This is a genomic window from Mariprofundus aestuarium, assembly GCF_002795805.1.
Taxonomy (GTDB): domain Bacteria; phylum Pseudomonadota; class Zetaproteobacteria; order Mariprofundales; family Mariprofundaceae; genus Mariprofundus; species Mariprofundus aestuarium.
This window is the reverse complement of record NZ_CP018799.1, coordinates 2208872-2229118: the sequence shown is the minus strand read 5'-3', so window position 1 is coordinate 2229118 and position 20247 is coordinate 2208872. Positions and strand designations below refer to the sequence as shown.

Annotated in this window: 19 protein-coding genes and 1 other RNA gene; 7 read left to right on the top strand and 13 right to left on the bottom strand. The window is 54.0% G+C overall.

Going from position 1 to position 20247, the window contains the following annotated elements:
* Positions 1–4: 4 nt before the first annotated feature.
* Complete coding sequence (gene trmFO / locus Ga0123461_RS10745) at positions 5–1348, top strand: methylenetetrahydrofolate--tRNA-(uracil(54)-C(5))-methyltransferase (FADH(2)-oxidizing) TrmFO (RefSeq protein WP_100278335.1); 1344 nt, start codon at positions 5–7, stop codon at positions 1346–1348.
* A gap of 253 nt (positions 1349–1601) precedes the next feature.
* On the opposite strand, the gene Ga0123461_RS10740 is transcribed toward trmFO, so the two are convergent.
* The 6 genes from Ga0123461_RS10740 to Ga0123461_RS10715 form a co-directional block, all read right to left on the bottom strand.
* Positions 1602–2327 (bottom strand): hypothetical protein, encoded by a 726-nt coding sequence (locus Ga0123461_RS10740; RefSeq protein WP_100278334.1) that lies wholly within the window; start codon positions 2325–2327, stop codon positions 1602–1604.
* Complete coding sequence (locus tag Ga0123461_RS10735) at positions 2327–2893, bottom strand: CDP-alcohol phosphatidyltransferase family protein (protein ID WP_100278333.1); 567 nt, start codon at positions 2891–2893, stop codon at positions 2327–2329. The genes Ga0123461_RS10740 and Ga0123461_RS10735 overlap by 1 nt, the downstream gene beginning before the upstream one ends.
* Positions 2894–2900: 7 nt before the next feature.
* Positions 2901–3854: a hypothetical protein gene (locus tag Ga0123461_RS10730; RefSeq protein WP_100278332.1), complete on the bottom strand. Its 954-nt coding sequence runs from the start codon at positions 3852–3854 to the stop codon at positions 2901–2903.
* Positions 3851–4393 carry a ClpXP protease specificity-enhancing factor SspB gene (locus Ga0123461_RS10725; protein ID WP_100278331.1) on the bottom strand — a complete coding sequence of 181 codons (543 nt, stop codon included), beginning with the start codon at positions 4391–4393 and terminating at the stop codon, positions 3851–3853. The genes Ga0123461_RS10730 and Ga0123461_RS10725 overlap by 4 nt, the downstream gene beginning before the upstream one ends.
* A 57-nt stretch (positions 4394–4450) precedes the next feature.
* Positions 4451–4822: RNase P RNA component class A (rnpB, locus tag Ga0123461_RS10720), an RNA gene on the bottom strand.
* 83 nt (positions 4823–4905) lie between these two features.
* Positions 4906–5565, bottom strand: coding sequence for a hypothetical protein (locus Ga0123461_RS10715; RefSeq protein WP_100278330.1), 660 nt, complete (start codon positions 5563–5565; stop codon positions 4906–4908).
* A gap of 100 nt (positions 5566–5665) precedes the next feature.
* Between Ga0123461_RS10715 and Ga0123461_RS10710 the strand changes: the two genes are divergently transcribed.
* The 3 genes from Ga0123461_RS10710 to Ga0123461_RS10700 are packed head-to-tail and all read left to right on the top strand — an operon-like array spanning position 5666 to position 8225.
* The gene (locus Ga0123461_RS10710) at positions 5666–7723 is read left to right on the top strand and encodes a M3 family metallopeptidase (RefSeq protein WP_100278329.1); all 2058 of its coding nucleotides are present in this window, start codon (positions 5666–5668) and stop codon (positions 7721–7723) included.
* 3 nt (positions 7724–7726) lie between these two features.
* Entirely contained in the window at positions 7727–7915 is a 189-nt protein-coding gene (locus tag Ga0123461_RS10705) for a hypothetical protein (protein WP_100278328.1), read from the top strand.
* A 1-nt stretch (position 7916) separates the two neighbouring features.
* Positions 7917–8225, top strand: a complete 309-nt coding sequence (locus Ga0123461_RS10700) for a YajD family HNH nuclease (RefSeq protein ID WP_100278327.1) — start codon at positions 7917–7919, stop codon at positions 8223–8225.
* Positions 8226–8557: 332 nt separating this feature from the next.
* Here the strand turns inward: Ga0123461_RS10700 and Ga0123461_RS10695 are convergent, their stop codons facing one another.
* The 3 genes from Ga0123461_RS10695 to Ga0123461_RS10685 are packed head-to-tail and all read right to left on the bottom strand — an operon-like array spanning position 8558 to position 10622.
* Complete coding sequence (locus Ga0123461_RS10695) at positions 8558–9592, bottom strand: AI-2E family transporter (RefSeq protein ID WP_100278326.1); 1035 nt, start codon at positions 9590–9592, stop codon at positions 8558–8560.
* Between the two features lie 3 nt (positions 9593–9595).
* Positions 9596–9799, bottom strand: coding sequence for a hypothetical protein (locus tag Ga0123461_RS10690; RefSeq protein WP_100278325.1), 204 nt, complete (start codon positions 9797–9799; stop codon positions 9596–9598).
* Between the two features lie 4 nt (positions 9800–9803).
* The gene (locus Ga0123461_RS10685) at positions 9804–10622 is read right to left on the bottom strand and encodes a sterol desaturase family protein (protein ID WP_100278324.1); all 819 of its coding nucleotides are present in this window, start codon (positions 10620–10622) and stop codon (positions 9804–9806) included.
* A gap of 302 nt (positions 10623–10924) precedes the next feature.
* Between Ga0123461_RS10685 and Ga0123461_RS10680 the strand changes: the two genes are divergently transcribed.
* From Ga0123461_RS10680 to cspE, 3 genes are all read left to right on the top strand, one after another.
* Positions 10925–11605, top strand: a complete 681-nt coding sequence (locus Ga0123461_RS10680; protein ID WP_100278323.1) for a YiaD family glycine zipper/OmpA-like lipoprotein — start codon at positions 10925–10927, stop codon at positions 11603–11605.
* A gap of 65 nt (positions 11606–11670) precedes the next feature.
* Complete coding sequence (locus Ga0123461_RS10675) at positions 11671–12627, top strand: AsmA family protein (RefSeq protein ID WP_100278322.1); 957 nt, start codon at positions 11671–11673, stop codon at positions 12625–12627.
* A 216-nt stretch (positions 12628–12843) separates the two neighbouring features.
* Entirely contained in the window at positions 12844–13047 is a 204-nt protein-coding gene (gene cspE / locus Ga0123461_RS10670) for a transcription antiterminator/RNA stability regulator CspE (protein WP_100278321.1), read from the top strand.
* Positions 13048–13136: 89 nt separating this feature from the next.
* Here the strand turns inward: cspE and Ga0123461_RS10665 are convergent, their stop codons facing one another.
* From Ga0123461_RS10665 to Ga0123461_RS10650, 4 genes are all read right to left on the bottom strand, one after another.
* Positions 13137–13826, bottom strand: a complete 690-nt coding sequence (locus tag Ga0123461_RS10665) for an HPP family protein (protein ID WP_100278320.1) — start codon at positions 13824–13826, stop codon at positions 13137–13139.
* 177 nt (positions 13827–14003) lie between these two features.
* On the bottom strand, positions 14004–14960 hold the full coding sequence (locus tag Ga0123461_RS10660; protein ID WP_100278319.1) for an acetyl-CoA carboxylase carboxyltransferase subunit alpha: 957 nt from the start codon (positions 14958–14960) through the stop codon (positions 14004–14006).
* 11 nt (positions 14961–14971) lie between these two features.
* Positions 14972–18463: a DNA polymerase III subunit alpha gene (dnaE, locus tag Ga0123461_RS10655; protein ID WP_100278318.1), complete on the bottom strand. Its 3492-nt coding sequence runs from the start codon at positions 18461–18463 to the stop codon at positions 14972–14974.
* 70 nt (positions 18464–18533) lie between these two features.
* A complete protein-coding gene (locus Ga0123461_RS10650; RefSeq protein WP_100278317.1) occupies positions 18534–20225 on the bottom strand; it encodes a carbon starvation CstA family protein in 1692 nt (563 codons plus the stop codon).
* Between the last annotated feature and the right edge of the window lie 22 nt (positions 20226–20247).

Here is a 20247-nt window from a genome sequence, read left to right as displayed (position 1 = left end):
CGCCATGAGTGATATTCAAACTGTAACGATTATTGGAGCCGGCCTTGCCGGCTCAGAAGCTGCTTGGCAGCTGGCCAAACGCGGTGTGCCGGTAAGGCTGCATGAGATGCGGCCGGTGAAAATGACGCCAGCGCACAACACCGGAAACTGTGCCGAGCTTGTCTGCTCCAACACCTTTAGAGCCGATCACCTTGAGAATGCAGTAGGTCTTCTGCACGAAGAGATGCGCCGCATGGATTCGCTGATTATGGCGTGCGGTGATAAGGCGCGTATTCCAGCCGGAACCGCACTGGCTGTGGATCGCGAACAGTTCTCCGAGATGGTCACCGCCGCTCTGCGCGCGGAACCGCTGATTGAGCTTATCGAGGGCGAGGTTACAGAGATCCCTGCCGATGGACTGGTGCTGATCGCCTCAGGCCCGCTCACCTCTGATGGCCTCTACGATGAAATTCAGAAGCTAACGGGTGTGGATCGGCTCTGCTTCTTTGATGCGATTGCACCGGTACTTGATGCCGAATCGATCAATATGGATATCTGCTACTGGAAAAACCGCTATGACAAGAATGTCGAAGAGGGTGAGACGGGTGACTACCTGAACTGCCCGATGGATGCGGAGCAGTATAAGGCCTTTATCAAAGAGCTGGTCAATGCCGAGAAGGTGGCCTTTAAGGATTTCGAGGATATTCCCTTTTTCGAGGGCTGTATGCCGATCGAGGAGATGGCCGAACGCGGTGAGGATACGCCCCGTTTTGGGCCGATGAAGCCAGTGGGGCTGGATCATCCCGAAACCGGCGAGAAGGCATATGCCGTTGTTCAGCTCAGGCGAGATAACCGCATGGGGTCACTGCTGAATATGGTCGGTTTCCAGACCAAGATGACCTATGGCGAACAGAAACGCGTATTTACCATGATTCCCGGGCTTGAGAATGCGGAGTTCTTCCGGCTCGGTAGCCTGCATCGCAACACCTTTATCAAATCGCCTGATCTGCTCGATGGTACCCTGCGCCTGAAGTCTGATCCGCGGGTTCTCTTTGCCGGTCAGATTACCGGTGTGGAAGGTTACGTGGAATCAGCCTCCATGGGGTTGATGGCAGGGCGATTCCTTGCTGCGCTTGCCCAGGGTGAGGAGCCCAATGCGCCGCCGGAGAACACGGCACATGGCGCACTGCTGGCGCACATCTCACAGACAAGAACGGCAGACTTTCAGCCGATGAATATCAACTTCGGCTTGTTGCCTCCGGGTAAAAAGCGCGAGGGTAAACGCCGTTTCTCAAGGGCTGAGCGCAGGCGTTCAGTTTCCGATCTTGCGCTGGCTGCTCTGGATGAATGGTTAAGCACGAAACCCTGATGGAGCTGATGCCTCTAAAAGGTATTCAAATCCCCCGCTAGCAGGCTGCCGAGACAAATGTCAAAAACCGGAATAAGCGGCGGCCGTGGCCGAATTTGGATATGCAGGATCGGGAACCCGAAGGGCAGGCTGGTTCCGGGGTGGCTTTCTTTCGTTCTTTCTTTGCCATCAAAGAAAGGACAATAATATTTCTTATATTATGATGGTGATTTGCTGTGGCATAAGTGCGTTTCGTGCTTTTGCGATAAGCCGTTTACAGCAGGCGCGGATGTAGTTCTCCGGCGATGCGGGTAAGTTGCTGCTTCACCCAGGCGGGACCGGGTTTATGCTTCTGCTCAAATGAGAGTCGTTCAAGTTCCCTCAGTGCCGGCACGAGGATGTCGAGCTGGCGCGGTAGATAGGTGAGCATAGACTGCAGTACCTGTTCGCGAATATCCCACTGCAGTTTGCCGGCACTGTTGCCGAGGATCTGCAATAGCCCTGCATCATCCAGCGGAGGTGTCAGTGTAATGCTCTCCATGGCCAGCAGCCGTGATGAGAGCTCCGGTGGCAGGGATTCGTTGTCACCAGACCAGGCGACGACAACAGGGCGTTGAAGGTCGCGAGCCCGCTCAAGGCAGTGAAAGATGGCATGTGCAACCGTCTGTGGCATAGCTCCGGCCTTCACATCAAGCATCCAGAAGCTCTTCTCTTCCAGTGCCTGCATCCACTGCTGCACCAGATGCCAGCTTGCTTCCTGCGCTTCATCACTGCTGATATCGAGCAGGCCAATATTGGGGTGATCCCCGGAGATGGTGCGTAAGAGGTGGCTTTTGCCAGCGGCCGATTCGGAGTTCAGCCAGATGCGACCGCCATGTATCGTCCAGAGCGCAAGTCGATTGCAGGCATCTTCAACACCGGGGTGGCGTAACCAGCTGTGATAGTCGTAGGAGACCGGCAGCGGCAGCTGCAGGCGTAACTGGTTTTTCTCTGCTGGCATCAGTTGGTGTCTTCGTCAGTGACCGCTTTGCGCATCCAGACCACCATGTACTGCACCCCGGAAATGCAGGTGAAGGCAAAGGTTGTCCAGATCACGGTCTGGTAGAAAAGTTCAGTCGGGAATGACCAAGCCATATCGGCGAGTACAGTCAGCACCAGTGTGATCTGTAATACGGTGGTGATCTTGGAGCTCATCGTGGGCTGCATCTCCAGTTTGCCGGTTACCACCTCATAGGCGATCGCGCCAACCATGATCACCAGATCACGGAACACCACGGCAAGGAAGAGGAAGAGCGGGATCTCATCAATAAAAAAGAGGGTTACGATGGTGCTGATCAGCATCAGTTTGTCGGCAAGAGGATCCATGAATGCGCCAACGATGCTGCGCTGGTCGAGGTAACGGGCGATGGCACCGTCGAGCATGTCGGTGATGCCGGCAATGCCCATCAATATCAATGCAAAGGCCGCCTCTCCCTCCATGATTGCAAAGACAATAAAAGGGGTGATGACGATGCGGGCCAGCGTCAATATGTTGGGGATACTCAGAATACGGTCATGTACCTTCACTGCTTACTCAGCGCGCCACCCACCCTTCGACGGTAGGTGTGAGGGTTAATCCCCTGCGTTTGAACCACTGCGTTAACCACTGCTCATCGCTCCCTTTCAGAAGCAGTCGGTACTGCTGCCCATCACGGTTCACCTGCCTGAGGGAGAGGTCAACAACGCGTGGGTCCCGGCGAAGTTCCTCCTCGAACAGTACCTGTTCGGGCAGAGATGCGTGGCGCTCAATGCTGAGAATCACAGGCTCTTTCTGGGCGGTCATGCCTGTTGCAGTCACTATTGGAGTTTCCGGGGCTGGCTTGGAAGCAATGGCATTGGAGGCGTAGGCACCCCGTGCTTTCAGAAGCACCTCTGAGAGCCAGGGGTTCAGCTGCCTGAACGGGTCACCCGAGCCGACTGTGCGGGTTTCGGAATACTCACCAAGCCTTGAGGTGCCGCGTACGCTCAGGGTAATTTTCCGGCTATCCAGCCAGCGCCAGTGCAGTACCAGCGACTCATGTGCGCCATCAATAGCATAACCCCATGTTTGACCCTCTGAACCTGCACGGCGCTTCAACATGGCGGCGGATTCCGGCATGGAGCGCCCGGCGGCGTTGGAGATTTGCAGCGAAAGGTTCCATGCTGGCAGGTCGGCGAGGTGCGGTATGTTGTGTTTCTTAAGAAAGGCTATCACGCGTCGCTGGTTGAATTCGACACTCACCCCGTTGGCTGTAGGCGAGACGCGCTGAAGGAACTGAACCGCCTTCACATCTTTCGGGATCTGCCTCTGAGCGCTCTGCAGAACAACCCGTCTCCACAGCTGGGGCAGTGCCATGTCGGCGGCCTTGCGGATATTGGCATGCAGGTATTCTGTCGTGATGTTGTCGTTACTGTCTGCGAAAACATCGACTTGCATGCGAGGGTCATCTGCGGCCAGCGCAAGCTGGGGCAGGAGAAGCAGGAGAAGCAGCAGAAAGCGTTTAATCATTTGACGACCCGTAGATGGCTGGTTTTACGATCTTTAGGCTTCTCATCCGCAGTTTCCTCTTTTTTAGCGCCGCCGCCTTCAATCAATTTGATTGGTGAAGCCGCAGGTTCACCTGCAGATCCTTTGGCCGTTGCCGATGCTGTGGTGGACTCATCCTGCTCTTCTGCATCTCCGGGCATGTGGCTGCTAACCGCCTGAACGATCGCCTTGATCATCTCCGGCACGCTGTCATCCCAGATAATGCCTTGGTCAAGGTCACCTTCGGGCAGGTAGGCCGCCCAGATCGTATGCATCGGCACCTTGCAGGGGTAAGCAACACCGGAAAATGAGAAGTTGGATTCGAGACTGTCCTCGCGGATATGAATCATCTGGGGCATGCGGGAGTTGAGAATAAGGCGCAGGGCAGGGTCGCCCTTGAGCGAGTCGGGGATGTCCACGTCATCGCTGGTGGCATCAATAACAATGTAAATGCGGCCGTGCGCAGCAAAATATTCCCGTAGCTGTTTTGCTTTGGCTGCATCTGCGAAGCTTAAACTCATATCAGATCCTCGATTGTCATCGTTTGCCAACGCTAGCGGTAAAGCGGACAGGATTAAATACGGAGTGGCCCTGTAAGCCGGGTTCTGTCTCTCCCGAGGGAGGAGACGGTCATTCATCTAGGCCTGCCGTTACCGGCAGGCTCGAGCAGCCTACCCGAGAGCAAACGTGGGCCACGCTTAGCGCTCTCCTATTTGGCCTTGCTGCAGGCGGGGTTTACCGTGCCCCGATCTGTTACCAGCTCGGGCGGTGCGCTCTTACCGCACCTTTTCACCCTTACCGACGGCCCCCGAAGAGGCAGAAGGCGGTCTGTTTTCTGTGGCACTTTCCTCGAGGTCACCCTCACCGGCCGTTAACCGGCGCCTTGCCCTGTGCAGCCCGGACTTTCCTCGGCGGGTGCAAGCACCCGACGCGACCGTCCAGGCCACTCCGTGCGCCGCAGTGTAGAGTTTTATGCGAAGATGCGCACTTGATCATCGAATTGGTTTCCGATGATATGCCTGAAAAAGAATATTTATGGTACCTTGCTGTATTGAAAAACGTCCCCATCCCAGTTGATGCGCAGTGTTTTCCCCATATCCAGGATCTCAAGTGTGCCCGTATTATTAGGCGAATAAGGCATGTCATGGGTGATTTGACCCGAAATCACAGTATTGATGTCACCACTGACGTTGGAGGTGAGCACAACGCGAGTAAAGTCCTCTGATGAATAGTTGCTGCCATCCAGCCAGTAATTGCCAAAGTAGCTCTCTGCCCGCTGGGGTGGGTAATCAGGAGAGGTGATGATGGTGGATGAGTATGTTCCGTCAGCACGAAAGTGGATTTCCTCAATCTCTTTATCCGGTGCAGGAAATGCATATTTCCATACACCGACAAGCTCACCGGGGTTTCCATAAACACGGTTATACCTGTATGCGCTAGGGTGACCATCTGGATAGACACCTAGGCGAAGCCGGTCTTCATTATTTATGTCCCAAGTTGCCCCGCCCATATCAAAGCCATAATAGTTGCCACTCTGATCAATACGGAATGTTGGTTTGGCCGCACCTGACTGTTGCCACGTGCCAACGATTTCCGGAATGAGTGCCTGGGTGCTTTTACTGTTTTGACTCTTATCACATCCAATAATGAGCAGGCTGGAAATGGCCATGCTGAATAGAATCACCCTTTTCATGCTTCCTCCTGATTGGATAGAGAATAAAGTAGATGTGGCCTCCTTGAGCAAGCGCCCTCTTTCAGTTGCAATGGTTTGAGGGAGTCATATCGTTCCGGTCATGAATGAGACTGCTACCAATCCGATCCTGAAAGGGATCACCACTGAACTCCCACCTTTTGACCAGATCAAACCTGAGCATGTGCTGCCAGCGATTGATGAAGAGATTGGCCGTGCGCGGCAGATCGTGACCGGGCTGGTTGAGATCGCCGATCCCGACTGGGATTCACTGATGCTGCCACTTGAGCAGATCGAGGAATCTTTGGGTCGTGTCTGGGGGCCTGTCGGGCATCTTAATTCGGTCTGTGATTCAGAAGAGCTTCGACCGATCTATCAGCAGGGCGTGGCGAAGATGACCGAGTGGTCGAGTGAACTGGCGCAGAATGAGGCCCTTTATGCTGCGATCAGGAAGGTGGCTGATCGGGATGATTTCGCCGGATTATCACAGGAGCGGCGGCAGGTGATTGAACATGCACTGCGTGATTTCAAACTCTCCGGTGCCGAGCTTGAAGGCGATGCCAAGGCGCGCTTCAAAGAGATCCAGATGTCCCTCTCCGAGCTTACTACTGCGTTCGGGCAGCATGTGCTCGATGCTACGCAGGCGTTTGAACTGCACATCACAGATGAGAACGATGTTGCCGGTCTGCCGGAATCTATTCTGGCGTCTGCTGCACAACGCGCCACACAGTCTGGTAAAGAGGGCGGCTGGCTGATTACACTCGATGCCCCCTCCTATGTCCCCTTCATGCAGTTTGCCGAGAATCGGGGGCTGCGCGAGACGATGTATCGCGAATATGTCACACGGGCATCAAGCGGAGAGCTGGATAACACGCCGGTGATTGTTGAGATCCTTGCCCTGCGTGCGGAGGCTGCCTCCTTGCTTGGCTTTGAGCATTACGCCGCCTCCTCTCTTGCCAGCAAGATGGCAAGTGACGTGGATGAGGTGACTGGATTCCTGCGTGAACTGGCAGCCAGGAGCAAGCCGGTTGCCGAAAAGGAGTTTGCCGAGCTGCAGGCCTATGCCGCTGATGAGCTGGGTTTAAGCGATCTGCAGGCGTGGGATGTGGCCTTTGCGGCTGAGAAGCTGCGGCTGAAAACCTATGCGATTTCACAGGAGGAGCTGAAACCCTACTTCCCTGAGAAGAGTGTTACAGCAGGCATGTTCGGGCTGGTTGAAAAGCTTTATGGGATCTCCATCCGGGAAAACGAGAACGTGCCGAAATGGCACGAGAGTGTCCGCTTCTTCGAACTGTTCGATAGCAGCGGCGTGAAGATCGCTGCCTTCTATCTCGATCCCTATGCGCGGGCGCATAAGCGTGGTGGCGCCTGGATGGATGAGTGCATCGTCCGCTGGCAGAAGCCTGATGGCGCCCTGCAGCTGCCGGTGGCCTATCTGGTCTGCAACTTCGATGCGCCCGTCGGAAATAAACCGGCACTGTGGACGCATGATGAGGTGACCACGCTCTTCCACGAGTTTGGCCACGGCCTGCACCATATGCTGACCACGGTCTGTGAACTTGGCGTTTCCGGTATCCGCGGCGTGCCGTGGGATGCGGTGGAGTTGCCAAGCCAGTTTATGGAGAACTTCTGCTGGGAGCGGCAGGTGGTTGATCTCTTTGCCCGGCACTACGAGACAGGTGAAGCGCTGCCCGATGCTCTGTTTGATAAGATGCTGGCAGCAAAGAACTTCCAGTCGGCGATGATCATGTTGCGCCAGATCGAGTTCGCACTGTTTGATGTGCTGCTGCACAGCGAATATGACCCAGCAGGTGACGAATCAGTTCAGCAGCTTCTTGACCGGGTGCGTGATGAGGTCTCAGTAATCACGCCGCCGGCCTTTAACCGTTTCCAGAACAGCTTTTCGCATATCTTTGCCGGTGGTTATGCGGCGGGTTACTACTCTTACAAGTGGGCCGAAGTGCTCTCAGCCGATGTTTACGCCACCTTTGAAGAGGAGGGCGTGTTGAATGCCGGTACGGCAGCTCGTCTGCGTGAAGAGCTGCTCTCGATCGGTGGCAGCAGGGAGATTATGGATGCATTCGTTGCATTTCGTGGGCGCAAGCCGACAGTTGATGCGTTACTGCGCCATTCCGGCTTTGCCGTTGATTTAGGAGAATAAGAGATGAGTGATCAGGTAACTATTGTTGATATCAAAATGCCATTTATGTCGATGGTCGTATTTATGGTGAAGGCGGCAATCGCTTCGATTCCGGCCTTTATTATCCTCTCCATTATCGGCTCGATTACATTTGCCCTGTTGGGGGCCTCCTTAGGGTCGGTTGAGACCTACTTCGGGCCGGCACAGTTCTAACATGGGTAACGAAAGTTACAGAGAGCAGGCGCTGAAGCTTTATCCATGGGTCTGCGGCCGTTGTGGCCGGGACTTCGCAGGCAAGCAGTTGCGTGAACTGACGGTTCACCATCGGGACCACAACCACAGCAACAACCCGCCCGACGGCAGCAACTGGGAGCTGCTCTGCATCTACTGCCATGATAATGAGCATCAGCGTTATATGGAGGCCGATGCACACGGGGATATAAAGCGAGACGAGTCGAAGGGTTCGAGCTTTAAGGGGCTGGCCGCTTTGGCTGAGTTGTTAAAAGAGAAGGGGGAGGATTAAATATTCGTTGCCACGTCCTATGCTGTGTCGCGATTAACAGTCCGGATTTGTATAGAATCATGATGGTCATCCATATTAAATAATACTTGACTTATTTGATAGGGTATTGTATCTTGCTTACAACGTTTGGCTTAATGGTCAAAAGGAGGCCGAGATATGAATGAAACCCATGATGGTACAGAAGCTACTGGTTTGGCAGGTGTTTTGGGCGGTACAGCGCTAGCGTTTTGGGCAGCGATTGTTCTGCTTTAAAAAAAGCCATTACAAATTGATAAAAAAAGCCCCGCTTCGGCGGGGCTTTTTTTATGTTCCTTTGTAAGTGCCGGTGAGGGCTATTTTATTGTTTCTTCCGGTTCAATATCCGGGCCGATCAGGATGGCCAGCCACTCTGTATCCTGTCGTGCTTCCAGCGCCAGTTTTACAATCATCGTCAGTGGCACCGAGAGCAACATGCCGACCGGCCCCAGAACCCAACCCCAGAAGACCAGAGAGAGAAATACAACCAGCGTGGAGAGGCCAACGCCTCTGCCCATGAAACGCGGTTCTACCACATTGCCCATGACAATATTCACGGCGACAAAGCCGAGCCCGGTTAACACGGCGTCACCGACCCCCAGCTGTACCAGCGCCAGCAGCACGGCGGGTACGGCGGCAATAATCGAACCGATATTGGGTACAAAGTTAAACAGGAATGCCACCAACCCCCAGAGAACCGCGTGATCAACGCCAAGAAACGAGAGCCAGATGGTGATGCATGCGCCAGTAGCAAGGCTGATCCAGGTTTTAATGGCGAAGTAGGAGCTGACAGTGGTGGTGAATTTTTCAAAGCCGCCGGTTGAGGGGGCGCGACCTCCCATCGCATGCCACTTGTGTGGCAGGGCGGTCATCTCTATCAGCATAAAGATGACCGTCAGAACGATGAGGAAGGTGTTGGCCAGTACGTTGCCAAGTCCCGAGAGAAGGTTGCCTGCCATGCCCATGGCGATGGATGGATCAAGGTTATCGCGTAGCAGCTGCGTATTCAGGTTGATGCCAAGCCCCGAGAGCCATGCGATAAGGTCACTGGTCTGCTGGTTTAACCTGGACTGGTAGGTCGGCAGATTGTTGGTGAACTCGGCAACAGAGGCGCCTACAAACGCGCCGAGCAGGCTGCCGAGAAGAACCAGGGTCAGCGTGATAATCAGTACGGAGATAGCAGGAGAGAAACCTTTGGAGGTAAACCATTTCAATGGTGGCAGGCAGATGATGGCGATAAATGCCGCCAGCAGGAATGGCACCAGTATGGTAGTTGCCGCCTGCATGCCAGCCACGACAACCACAAATGCAGCGGTCAGAATCAGGAGGTTGCTACTATAGCGCGACTCCATCGCTTACTGATAGTCCGCCAATCGCGGGTCTTCAAGGTCAAATGCCGTTTCACCGCTGGCAAACATCAGCTTCAGGTAGGGGAGGCAGCCCTCACACTCGATTCCACATCCGGTCGCTTTTTGCGCGGCGGCAAGGTTTTCAAAACCCTTCAACTGCTCGAATGTTTTATTAATGCATTCGCAACGATTGACCTTCTCATCACACATGGTTCTACTCCTGTTCTTGATTGGAGTTCGGATACTGGCCCAAATCACGCTGAAACGGCAAGCGCAGCATGAAGATCAGGTTGTGGGTGGGAGCAGATTGCAGCCGCTCCAGCCCTATGGTCATCGCCTCATGTCCCCGCTCCGGCTGTTCCCGCCATGTGCCGAAGATGCGATCCCAAATGCTGAGGTTGAAACCGAAGTTGCTGTCGGTCTCCTGCTGGATTACAGAGTGGTGAATGCGATGCACATCCGGGGTAACGAGCAGCAGACGTATTACCGCATCGACCTTTTTAGGAAGGTGGAAGTTGGCATGGTTGAACATCGCCATACCATTGAGAATGACCTCGAATAGCACTACGGCTATGGCCGGAACACCGAGCAGGATTACGAAGGTGAGTTTGACCAGCATGGAGAGAATAATTTCGATAGGGTGAAAGCGTAGCCCAGTTGTCACATCGATGTCGCGGTCGGCGTGATGGACACTGTGCAGTCGCCACAACAGTGGTACGGCGTGAAAAATCAGATGCTGGGTGTAAATAACCAGATCGAGAAGGATGATGGAGAGAGCCATTTCCATGGCTGCCGGCAGCTCGATCATATGAAACAGACCGATACCATTTGCTTCGGCCCATATTGAGGCGCCGACTGCCCCTGCAGGAAAGAGAAGGCGTATGACCAGGATGTCGAGCAAAACAATGCCGAGATTGGCAGGCCAGCGGCGATAGCCGAAATGGAGATTGCGGCGGGGTACGACTGCCTGTGCCAGTGCCATGCAGCCAAATATTATAAGAAATGCAGCAAGCCTGAGGGTGGGTTCATCCATGCCAGGAGTCTGTATGAAAACCGGAAAGAGGCAAAGCAGGGCATGATGCCGGGTTTGAAGGCCCTGAAGGTGCGTAAATTACGCTTGGTGATCATCGTCATAGGCTCTAGCCTGAGGGTAGATGCTATGATTGGCTCAATATCTAAACGTATTTGTGCTATGCCTGCTTTCAGTTGATTGTGAAATCGGTATGCTTGCGCAGAACGAACGAGATTGAGAATCGGAAAGCCTGCGACGCTTTCCGGATGACAGCGGGATCTGCCGTTGAATCAAACAGGTAACGTGTTACGGAGGACAGAAAGATGAAACGAGTAATGTTATTGATGGTGGCAGCAGGTCTCACCTTTACCGGATGTGCAACCACTCCGGATGACCCGAACAGACATACGAAAGAGAAAGCGGCAGTGGGTGCAACCATTGGAGCCATTGCTGGTGCTGTGATCGGCCATCAGCAGGATCGTTCCGGCGGCGCACTGCGCGGGGCGCTGATTGGAGGTGCTGCGGGCGGGCTGCTTGGTGCAGGTGTTGGTCGTTATATGGACAATCAGGAGGCTGAATTCAAGCGTGTGCTGGAGGAGGAGCGTCGTGCCAATCAGATTGAGGTTGAGCGACTGCAGAATGAGAACCTGAAGATCACCATGAATTCCGAGGTTTCATTTGATTATAACTCGGCACAGCTGAAGCCTGCTTTCAACAATACGCTGGATAAGGTTGCTGATATTCTAAATCGCTATCCGCGCACAACCATCAAAATCACCGGCCATACCGACAGCCGTGGATCTACAGCCTATAATCAGAACCTCTCCGAGCAGCGGGCGAATGCTGTAGGTTGGTACCTGGCCGACCGTGGTGTGGACTCGAGAAGGGTCATTGCTGACGGACGTGGTGAACTGCAGCCACGAGCGACCAACGATACCGAAGCGGGCAGGCAGCTGAATCGTCGTGTGGAGATGCTGATTGTTCCAGACAGGGATATTCAGTAAGCCACTCAACAGTAAGAAAAACCCGGCTTAGCGGCCGGGTTTTTTTTTGTTTCAGGAGGAAAATTATGGGCAAGGTTATCCGCTATACGCTGCTCTCTATTGCAACAGTCGTGTTGCTGCTGTTTGCAGCACCCGTGCTGCTGCCCTCCGATGTGCTCAAGGATCTGGTTGAGGAGCATGCAAGCCGAACATCCGGGATGGCGGTGAGTGTCGGTGGGGTATCACTCCGCCTTTTTCCAGTAGTGGAACTGAGGGCAGTGAATATTGTTGCCGGAGAGGGGGAAGGCGCTGTATCTGAGATGCATGCGGAATCCGGAGCGGTTTTACTTGCCCTGTTACCACTGATTCGTGGTTCTCTGGAGTTAAGCGGGTTTGAGCTGATTGGTATCGAGATGAAATTCCCTAAGCGGGCAGGTGGGGCTGCTAAGCCTGTTTTGCATATCGACAGCGTGAATGGAAAGGTTCGGATAAGCCGGGATCAGGTAAAATTGGATGAATGGCAAGCCATCCTCTATGACGGTGAGGTAAAACTTGATGCTGTTGTTTCGCCTGCAGAACGCGGGCAACTCTCGATGGTCGGCAGGGCCACGCTACATACGATTCAGCTTCAGCCACTGATTCTGGATGTTGGGGCCCACCAGTCATTGAATGGTACTTTAAGTGCGGAGCTCGATATCTCTACAGAGGGGAGATGGCCTGCTGCAATACAAAATGGCCTGAAGGCAGATGGACCGGTGCGTATCCGCTCAGGCCAGCTTATGCTGGGAGGCCTGACCATTGGCTACGATCTGATCCGCTTTTCGCTGCAGGCGCGCGGGGTGGACCAGCATCTGAATAACCTTGAGATATTTTCCCCGCTGATCAATGCTGCAGGTGATGTCAGCGTAGTCTCTAACCGCAATCTTCATGGGACGATTCGTACGGCAGGGCTGCTCTCCGGCGAGATGCTTGTGGGAGGAACAATTGACCACCCGCAACTGACTCCTGTTGCGGTGCCTCAGGCAAGTTCTGCGGGTGATTGATCGCCGTAGCGGCATGTTGCCACACTTCGGTATTGATCTTTTGCTAGCTTAATGGTTGCGGCTGACATACAGTGCGTTCCGCAGAACATGATTGTTGGTGGTTTTTCTAGGCAGATTCAGAAGTTTCTTCTTGATTTATCTTCACTGAAACATCTCAAATGAACAGTTTTGCACTATATAATAATTAGATTAATAGATTAATCGAGGATTTTTAAAATGGCAACAGGTACAGTTAAGTGGTTCAATGACTCTAAAGGTTTCGGCTTCATCGCACAGGATGATGGTGGCGACGATGTGTTCGTACACTTCTCCGCAATTCAGGGCGATGGCTTCAAGTCACTCGTTGAAGGCCAGAAGGTTGAGTATGAAGTAGAAGACGGACAGAAGGGCCCACAGGCTCGTAACGTTTATCCTCAGTAAGAGTTTCATACTTTAGTTTTTAACTAAAGCATAATTAGCACCTCGCCTCGGCGGGGTGCTTTTTTTTGTCCCTTACTTGGCCTAATGACCTATTTGGAGAACTGTTTTTCATGATTCTTGTCAAACTCAAGGGCCAGTTCATAGATGCGGTTAAGGTCATCTTCGCTGGCATCAACAAATGAATCGATCTGTTTCAGCGCATGCTTTATGCTCTCATGTGTAAGCTTTGGCGAGAGTGTAACTTTATCGGCGGCCAATTGAGCTGGATAGCGACGCCATTTGAATAGAAAGTTGAAGCTTACTGCGACGGCGAAGATCAAAGCGATATTGAGCAGCACCGGTGTAATGACATACATATAGCCCAGTTCTTCAACAGCAGCACCGCCGATCACAGCGGAAAGGGCGGTAGCACCGCCCGGTGGATGGATGCACCTGAGGTAATGCATGGCCGTAACCGAAATTCCAACGGCTAATGCGGCGGCGATATAAGTATCGGGAACCAGTTGGGCGCAGGTCACTCCAATCAAGGCAGAGATGAGATTGCCGCCGAAAAGTGGCCAAGGCTGTGAAAGAGGGCCGTGTGGTATGGCAAAGAGTAGAACAGTGGCAGCCCCCATAGAGGCGACAATAAGATAGGCATCGGCCCCCAGAACTGAGTAGCTGATCACGATAATCATGAAAATGGCGATGAACCCACCAAGGCCGGAGATTAATTTTTCGGCATGACTGGATGGATTGAGTTCGATGCCGATGAGGTCGGATAAGCTTTTTTTAGCCATAACAGCCCTCCTCTACAAGGAGAGGCTTCATCATAAGGCGGGAATACTCAACCCTGATGTTTTTCTGGCTTCTGTTGGGCGCGCCTCTACCTGCCCACTCTGCGCTGGAGGGGGCAGAGAAATCCCCCTTGAGGCTCGCCGTTTGCGGCGTTCCTTGTATGCCAGGCTATGGCAAGATCAGCTGCTGAATGAACCTATATTGCGCAGGCGCTTGGTACGGTTGGCAAGAAGTTGATCCAGTGGTGTCTTAAGCAGCTCGTTAATCGATTTTTCCAGTAGATCAGACATCAGCTCGGCTGCTTCTTCGATATTGCGATGCGCACCCTCTTTTGGCTCAGGGATGATCGCATCAATCAGCCCCAGTTTCTGCAGGTCGATAGCAGTTGGTTTGAGTGCTTCGGCAGCCTCAGCTGCATGGGCGCGGTCGCGCCAGAGGATCGCCGCACAACCTTCAGGTGAAATCACCGAGTAGGTTGAGAACTGCTGCATATACATGCGGTCACCAACACCGATAGCCAATGCACCACCGGAGCCACCTTCACCGATAACGGTGCAGATGATTGGTGTTTTCAGTGCAGCAAGTTCCAGAAGGTTGCGTGCAATCGCTTCACTCTGGCCACGCTCTTCAGCATCAATGCCGGGCCATGCGCCAGCGGTATCGATAAAGGTAAGTACGGGAATCTCAAAACGCTCTGCGAGTTTAAACAGTCGCAGAGCCTTACGGTAGCCCTCTGGTCTTGGCATGCCAAAGTTGCGTCGCAGTTTCTCTTTGGTGTCACGCCCTTTCTGGTGGCCGACGACCATAACGCTCTTGCCGCGGAAGTTGGCAAGGCCACCGACAATGGCGCCATCGTCGGCAAATGCGCGGTCACCGTGCAGCTCCTGAAAATCATCGAACATATGCGGGATATAATCGAGGATGTAGGGGCGATCGGGATGGCGGGAGAGCTGGCAGATCTGGGCGCGGGTCGCTTTGCTGTAGATCTGCTCAACCAGCTTATCCTTTTTGCTGTTCAGGCGCTCCACCTCTTCGGCGATATTTACACCGGAGTCTTTACCCATGCCTGAGAGATCTTCGATCTTCGATGTCAGTTCTGCAATCGGACGTTCAAATTCAAGATAGCTGTAAGCCATAAAACCCTCTCTTATCCTCTGCGTGCCTGCTGCTTGCGAGGCGGTTGCCACGGTTTACAGCGTACGCGAATGGATTCCACGCCGAAGCGGGCATCCAGTTGGGCCCGAACTGCATCGCTCCAGTTGATGCACGGACCTGTGATCAATTGCGCAAGACTAGCGTCTGGAAGCCGTACATGGAATGCAAGCCTTGCCGAACCGCCCGTGGCCATCGATTTCAAACGTGCGAGGGTCACTTCATCCCATGCGATGCTGGCTGTGCTGATCTGAATTTCATGCACCAGTTCAGGCAGGATCGTATCAATAGTGGTGATTGCCTCGGCAATGAGTACCGGGTCATCCTTGGAGGTATCCACCTTGGCGGCAACAAGCAGGGGCTCATCTGACGCCAGCAGTTCCGAGACTTCGGCGTAGAGCTTGGCGAAACAGATCATCTCCGCCTGCCCATGCAGGTCTTCGACCTGTATGAAGGCCATGGTGCCACTGCGTCCGTTATAGGGGCGGATACTTGAGATGCCGATCGGAATCACAATTTGGCTCTCATGTTCACGCTGTCCAAGTTCAGAAAGGTTGCAGTCGCCAAGCCCCTGGAATCGTTTGAGATAGGCTTCCAGCGGGTGGCCGGTAAGGTAAAAACCGAGCACCTCGCGCTCAGCCTGCAGCTGTTCTCCGGCATTCCACGACTCCATGAGTGGGAAGCCACCCTCCCCAGATTGTGGCTCGGCAACCTCAAACAGGGTCGACTGGTTGGAGGCGTACTCCTTACGTTTGCGAGACAGCTTCTCAACGACCTCTGCAAGCCCTTCCAGGGCTGCCCTCTGGTTCGGAATCAGCCCCTTCAGTGCGCCAGCCTTGATCAGCGCCTCGAGAATGCGCTTGTTGAGTGTGCGCACCGGAGAACGCATCATCATGTCTTCAAAGGTTTCAAATTTTCCATCTGACTTGCGTACGGCAACCACCTCGCGGACAGCTGCTTCGCCCACCCCTTTGATGGCGCCAAGACCGTAGCGGATCGCACTGTTCTCCGGCCGAAACTCCCAATCCGATTCGTTGATGTGTGGTGGCAATATTTCAATGTCCATATTACGGCAGTCGGTGACCAGCGCTGCGATTTTATCGGTGTTGCCCATATCGCAGGAGAAGGTGGCAGCCATGAATGCCTGCGGGTAATGGGCCTTGAGGTAGGCGGTCTGGTAGGAGATCAGGGCATAAGCAGCGGAGTGTGACTTGTTGAAACCGTAGCCAGCGAATTTTTCCATCAGGTCGAAGATCTGCTCGGCCCGATCCAGTGGCACCTTCTGCTTCTCTGCGCCCTCCATAAAGATCTGGCGCTGTTCGGCCATCTCTGAAGCTTTCTTCTTACCCATCGCACGGCGCAGCATATCTGCCTGGCCGAGTGAATATCCGGCCAGAACCTGAGCGATCTGCATCACCTGCTCCTGATAGAGAATCACACCGTTGGTCTCCTGCAAGATATTTTTCAGCTGCGGCACAAGATAAACAATCTCCTGACGCCCGTGTTTGCATTCGATAAATGTGTCCACCATGCCCGATTCAAGTGGACCGGGACGATAGAGTGCGACCAGTGCGATGATGTCTTCAAAACAGTCGGGGCGCAGGCGGGTCAAGAGATCGCGCATGCCCGAAGACTCCACTTGGAATACAGCTCCGGTCTGGCCACGCTGCATCAACCTGAAGGTGGCGGCATCATCCATGGGGATGGTTTCGATATTAAAGGCCTGCGCTTCGGGGCGCGGGTCATACTCCTTGATCAGTTTGCAGGCGATATCAATGACGGTCAGTGTTTTAAGTCCCAGAAAGTCGAACTTGATCAGCCCCATCTTTTCGCTGCTGCCCATGTCCCACTGGACCACTTTGCCCTCTTCACCAGCTACCTTGAACAGCGGGGCAGTCTCATCGAGGTTCTGGCGGCCAATGATGACACCGGCGGCATGTTTGCCGGCATTGCGGTGGCACCCCTCAAGCCGCAGCGCCAGCTCGAACAGGCGTGCCACCTCGGTGTCCTCATCAACCAGCTTGGCCAGTTTCGGCTCTTCAACCAGTGCCTTCTCCAGCGTCATCTTCATGTCGTTGGGGATCAGTTTGGCGATCAGGTTTACCTTGGAGAGCTCCATGGCGAGCACTCGCCCGACATCTCGCACCACCGCTTTGGCCTTCATCGAGCCGAAGGTGATGATCTGTGAAACCTTCTCTTCGCCATATTTCTCAGTCACATAGCGGATCACCTCTTCACGGCGACTCATGCAGAAGTCGATATCGAAATCGGGCATCGATACTCGTTCGGGATTGAGGAATCGCTCGAATAGAAGGCCATATTTAATCGGATCAAGGTCGGTGATCTTCAGTACGTAGGCGACCAGTGAACCTGCACCGGAACCACGGCCAGGACCGACCGGGATACCATGGTTTTTAGCCCAGAGTATGAAGTCCGATACGATCAGGAAGTAGCCGGGGAAGCCCATCTTTTCGATAACATCGAGCTCGAATTCAAGCCTTTTGTCGTAGAGTTGGCGCTCTGCATCTGGTGAGCCTGCAAGGATTGTCGGCCAGCGCAGGTCGAGCCCTTCGCGTGACTGCATGCGCATATAGGCATTGATCTCCATATCCACAGGTGGCTGGAAATCGGGCAGCTGATAATTGCCAAAGCGTAGGTCAACATTGCAGCGGTTGGCGATGTGTATGCTGTTTTCAAGCGCCTCCGGAATATCGGAGAAGAGCTCCTGCATCTCTTCATAGGATTTTAAATAGTGTTCAGGGGTGAAGATGCCGGTGACATCATCATTGAGGGTGCGGTTCTGCTGCAGCGCCAGCATCGCCTCAAAGGAGTTGAAGTCATCGCGCTCCAGAAAGTGTGTGTTGTTACTGGCGACCAGCGGAATATCCAGTTCATGGGCAATTTCGATCACCTGACGGTTGATCTCCTCCTGGCCTGAACTGCCGTGACGCTGAATTTCGAGAAAGAAGCAGTTCTCGTGAAACATCTCCTTATAAAAGCGGGCCGCAGCTTTTGCACCCTGCCTGTCACCCTTCTGCAGAAGTTGCTCCACCTCGCCATTCCAGCCGGAGGAGAGGGCTATCAATCCATCACTGTATTCAGCCAGCATCGGCTTGCCGACACGCGGTTTGTAGTAGAAGCCATCAATATAGGAGATAGAGATTAGCTTCAGCAGGTTTTTCCAGCCCTGGTTGTTTCGTGCCAGCAGCACCATCTGCGGGAAGCGGGGGCCGCGTGGACCTTCAGAAACGCGCTTGGTGTGATCCTCGCAGAGGAAGACCTCACACCCGAGGATTGGCTTGATGCCCATCTGCATCGCCTTGGAGTAGAACTCAATGGCACCAAAAAGATTGCCGTAATCGGTCAGGGCAACGGCAGGCTGCTTAAGCTCGGCTACCCTCTTCAGCATAGGGCCTACCCGCGTGGTTGCCCCCAGAAGGGAGAAGTCGGAGTGGTTATGAAGGTGAGCAAATGGAGCAAAGCGCATCTGCCGAGCATAGCTTCAGAATCTCCATTTTGCACCCGTCTAATTGGCCGGCCGGGCAAAGATTCAGCTGCTAGCTGGCGCCTCTTTCCCGCCTGACTTTTTTGATGACCAGCATGGCTTCGACAAGTACCCATCCGGCTAGCAGGAAGATAACTGCGCCCACTATAGCAACGGTCCACTGCTCTTTTTCGAGGGCGCCGAAGATGCCCATCACCATGCCGGCAATGGTGGCGCCCAACACCAGCAGCATCGGTAGCATGGTGTAGAGGATCGGTTTCTTTTTACGATAGAGGTAGATGGTAACGGTGAGCAGGGTCAGCCCTGCAAGGATCTGGTTGGTAGTGCCAAACAGCGTCCAGAGAAACAGGCCTGCCGGTTTTCCATCGACCTTGAAAAAGGCGAAGAAGCCGATGGCTGCGACGGCCAGGAAAGTGGCGATATAGCGATTGCCCAGTGCCTTCACACCGATGGTCTGGCCGATCTCTTCAAGATTGAAGCGCAGGAGGCGGGCGCCTGTATCAACCGAGGTCATGGCAAAGCCGACAACCACTACAGAGATAAAGGCCGCTGCATAATCGAGCGGTACACCGAGTTGATGGATGAAGTTGGCATTGCCCTGAATGAAGATGCCGAGTTTCTGGTGCAGGCCAGCAGCCTTATCCCATGAACCGTAAAATGACTCCCAGTCGGCACGCGATGAGAAGGCACCGGCGGTGGTGGCAAGCACGGCCAGCAGCGCCAGCAGAGATTCACCGATCATGCCGACATAACCGACAAACGGCGCATCGCTCTCCCGGTTCAGCTGCTTGGAGGTGGTGCCGGAGGCAACCAGCCCGTGGAAGCCGGAGACTGCACCGCAGGCAATGACGATAAACAGGAATGGCATCAGTGGCGGTGCACCGACCGGATTCGGGTTAATAGCCGGGGCGGCCCAGTCGGGAGATAGCAGGAAGAAGCCTGCCAGCATTGCAAACAGCGCCAGATAAAGCAGCAGTGAGTTAAGGAAGTCACGCGGCTGCAGCAGCAGCCAGACCGGCAGTACGCTGGCGATAAAGGCGTAGACCAGCAGGGACCAGGTCCAGTCACTGGCAGTGAATCCGGTAATCGGCATATCCAAGCCGATCCATGTGGTGAGCAGCATCAGCACAAAGCCTGCGGCAATCATTGGCCATAACGGCATATTCTTTTTATAAACAAGAAAGCCGATCACCATGGCAATGAGCATTAGCGAGTAGGTCGGGAATATGGCTTCAGGGTGTGATGTAGCAGGGATATTGGCGAGATCCGGCGCGGCGAACAGACCGGAGATAACAAGCACGAATACACCCATGGCGAGAGCTACCAGGAAGAAGATGACCAGCAGGAAGAGCAGGCGTGTGCGCGGGCTGATCACATCGCGTGCGATGCTGCCAACACTCTGTCCTTTATGGCGAATGGAGAGCACGAGGGCTGAAAAGTCATGCACTGCGCCGACCAGCAGGGTGCCGAACACCACCCAGCAGAGAGCGGGTATCCAGCCCCAGATCACTGCAATGGCGGGGCCGAGCATAGGCGCAAGCCCTGCGATAGAGGCGAAGTGGTGGCCGAAGAGGATGTATTTATTGGAGGGGACGTAATCGACATCATCACGCAGTGCATGTGCAGGTGTCTCGTTGGCATCATCCAGCTCAAATATTTTCCTGGCTAGAATTCTTTTGGCATAGAAACGGTAAAAGAGCAGGTAGAGGCTGAGTACTATGATTGTCATGACAACAGGTGTCATTGGTGATCCTCCCGATGCTTGG